The following is a 2,858-nucleotide window of genomic DNA, read 5'->3' on the forward strand; positions in this document are numbered from 1 at the left end:
CTGCCGCTGCGTGATTTGGTGGGTTATGCACCCGACGACCTGTTTACCGGTTTGGAAATGGTGGATCTGGTGTGCCTGGATTGCTTGCCAACGATTGCTGGCCGGGCCGATTGGGAACTGGCGATTTTCCATCTCTACAACCGCTTGCGCGATGCGGGAAAATGCTTGTTGGTTGCCGCCGAGCACAGCCCGCGTGAACTCGCATTGAGTCTGGAAGATTTGCGCTCCCGTTTGCAGTGGGGGCTGACCTATCAATTGCACAGCCTGACCGATGATGATAAACAGCAGGCGTTACAGATGCGCGCTCGCGCCCGCGGCTTGGAATTGGGCGATGAGGTAGCACAATACATTATCCAACGCTTGCCGCGCGATACTAATGAGCTCTTTTGGCAATTGGCGCGGCTCGATCACGCTTCGCTCGCCGAGCAACGTAAATTAACCATTCCTTTTGTAAAGAAAGTATTAGCGATTTGATCTCCATCTCCTTCACCTCCAGACTCTCTCTAACCTGATCGCCACTATTAGGTTTTCGCGCAAAACGGGGCGTAGATTAGCTGCTAATGAACTAATCTCACCTTGCGTCATAATTCAATATAACGACAAACACATAACAACAGGCCCAACCGGGCCTGACTACGCAATGGAGAATCACAATGGCTGTATTTATCCCGACTCGTTTGGTGTCGGCGCTGGCGCTTGTCGGTGTATCCGGTTTAATGCTTGGCTGCGGTAGCGGGGGTGGAGGTGGCAGTGGTAATAACGTTGCTAGTTCGGCCAAGGCTGCATCATCTACTGCGGTAGCCATCAGCAGCAGCGCCGCCAGTTCTAATGCGGCCGCGGTGTCGGGCAATATCAAACTCAACCAACTGGGTTTTTTACCCGAGTCTGCTAAATGGGCGGTTGTGCCTGCGGGCAGCGCTGCCAGTTTTAAAGTGATCAATACCGCCACAAAGGCAGAAGTATTTAGCGGCAACCTGAGCGCTGCAACTACCTGGAGTGCATCGGAAGAAAGCGTCAAGTTGGCGGACTTTTCCAGCGTAAAAACCCCGGGGGATTATCTTGTACGTGTTGAAGGAGCAAATGACTCCTACACATTTACGATCGCCAGTGATGTCTACAGCGCATTAACTGCGGCGAGTATCAAGGCCTTTTATTTCAACCGCAATAGTGCTGAATTGCTCGCAACCCATGCTGGTGTTTTTGCGCGTCCGCTCGGGCATCCGGACACCCAAGTACTGGTACATCCATCGGCCGCCAGCGCAGCGCGCCCGGCAGGCACTATTATCTCCAGCCCCAAGGGTTGGTATGACGCTGGTGATTACAACAAATATATTGTCAACTCGGGCATCGCGACCTATTCACTGCTCGCGGCTTACGAGCATTTTCCGGAAATATTTAACAGCCAGAATTTAAATATTCCCGAGAGTGGCGATGTACTTCCCGATCTGCTCAATGAAACCCTGTGGAATCTGGAGTGGATGTTGAGCATGCAAGACCCCAACGATGGTGGTGTCTATCACAAACTTACGAACAAAAATTTTGATGGCACGGTAATGCCACATCAAGCGACCAGCGAGCGCTACGTGGTGCAAAAAACGACGGCAGCCGCGTTGGATTTTGCCGCGGTAATGGCAACCGCTAGCCGTGTCTTTGCACAATACGAAACCCAATTGCCCGGCATGTCAGCCAATATGTTGGCCGCAGCAGAATCGGCTTGGGCTTGGGCAGTTGCTAATCCGGCAGTCACCTACCAACAACCTGATGATGTAAAAACCGGTGAGTACGGCGATGGCAATCTGGCGGACGAATTTGCCTGGGCTGCGGCCGAGTTGTATATCACCAGCAAAAAAGACGCGTACTACACTGCGATGAAACCCACTAACACTTTTGCCACAGTTCCCTCCTGGGGTGATGTGCGTAGTTTGGGTTGGATTTCATTGGCGCATCACCGCGATAATTTAACTGCAGTTGCCGATAAACAATTAATCGCCAACCGTATCGATGGACTCGCTGCCAATTTGCAAACTGTATGGGCTGCGTCCCCTTATCGCGTGACCATGCAGAAAAATGATTTTGTCTGGGGCAGTAACTCGGTTGCGCTGGGGCAGGCAATGATGTTGGTGCAAGGCTATCGCCTGAATGGCAAGCGCGAATATCTGGATGCCGCACAGGCGATGCTTGATTATGTGCTCGGCCGCAATGCGACGGATATGTCGTTCGTGACTGGTTATGGGGATAAAGCAACTATGCATCCGCATCATCGTCCATCAGAAGCCGATGGCATTGCAGAGCCAATTCCCGGTTTTATCGCCGGTGGCCCGCAGCCCGGGCAGCAGGATAAGTCCGGTTGCAATGTGCCATATCCCTCCAATATCGCGGCCAAATCCTACCTGGATAATTGGTGCAGCTATGCCAGTAATGAAATTGCGATTAACTGGAATGCGCCTTTGGTTTATGTTTCGGCCGCTATTCAGGCGTTAACGCCGAAATGATGTTGTAATGTCGCTTTAGTTTTTTATGAGCCAGCCATTGAGCTGGCTTTTTTATTTACCAAATGAGTGAGCAGTTTTTACTCGCCTTTATTGCGCTTTTGCTGGTTATTGTCATAAAGAGTAAAGATCCGTATCGGCCGATAGATAAGGTGTTTTTAGCGGGCTAATCTTTATTACCGGCGCTGGAGAGAGCCGGAATAAATGCCATCTAACAAAAATAGAGCTACCCATCATGACCCATCCCATTAATCGCCGTGCGCTTATGCGCGGCGCTGTTGCCAGCGCGTTCGATGACGCGGTAGCGCGTTCGCGTCTGCTTGCCACCGCCGCCCGGGGCCAGACCTTCCCCCGGCTGGTGCACTGGAG

The 2,858-nt window shown here is 51.9% G+C and carries 2 protein-coding genes; both read left to right on the forward strand.

Going from position 1 to position 2,858, the window contains the following annotated elements:
* A partial coding sequence (locus ACWA6V_RS08990) for an HdaA/DnaA family protein (RefSeq protein ID WP_449522166.1) occupies nt 1-474 on the forward strand: 474 nt, incomplete at its 5' end.
* A 179-nt stretch (nt 475-653) separates the two neighbouring features.
* On the forward strand, nt 654-2,492 hold the full coding sequence (locus ACWA6V_RS08995) for a glycoside hydrolase family 9 protein (RefSeq protein WP_449522167.1): 1,839 nt from the start codon (nt 654-656) through the stop codon (nt 2,490-2,492).
* Nucleotides 2,493-2,858 lie beyond the last annotated feature (366 nt).

The organism is Cellvibrio sp. (assembly GCF_053579595.1).

What these genes read in the sequence shown, in the direction of transcription:
- ACWA6V_RS08995 (WP_449522167.1), top strand. Translation starts at nt 654, where the DNA reads ATGGCTGTATTTATCCCGACTCGTTTGGTGTCGGCGCTGGCGCTTGTC.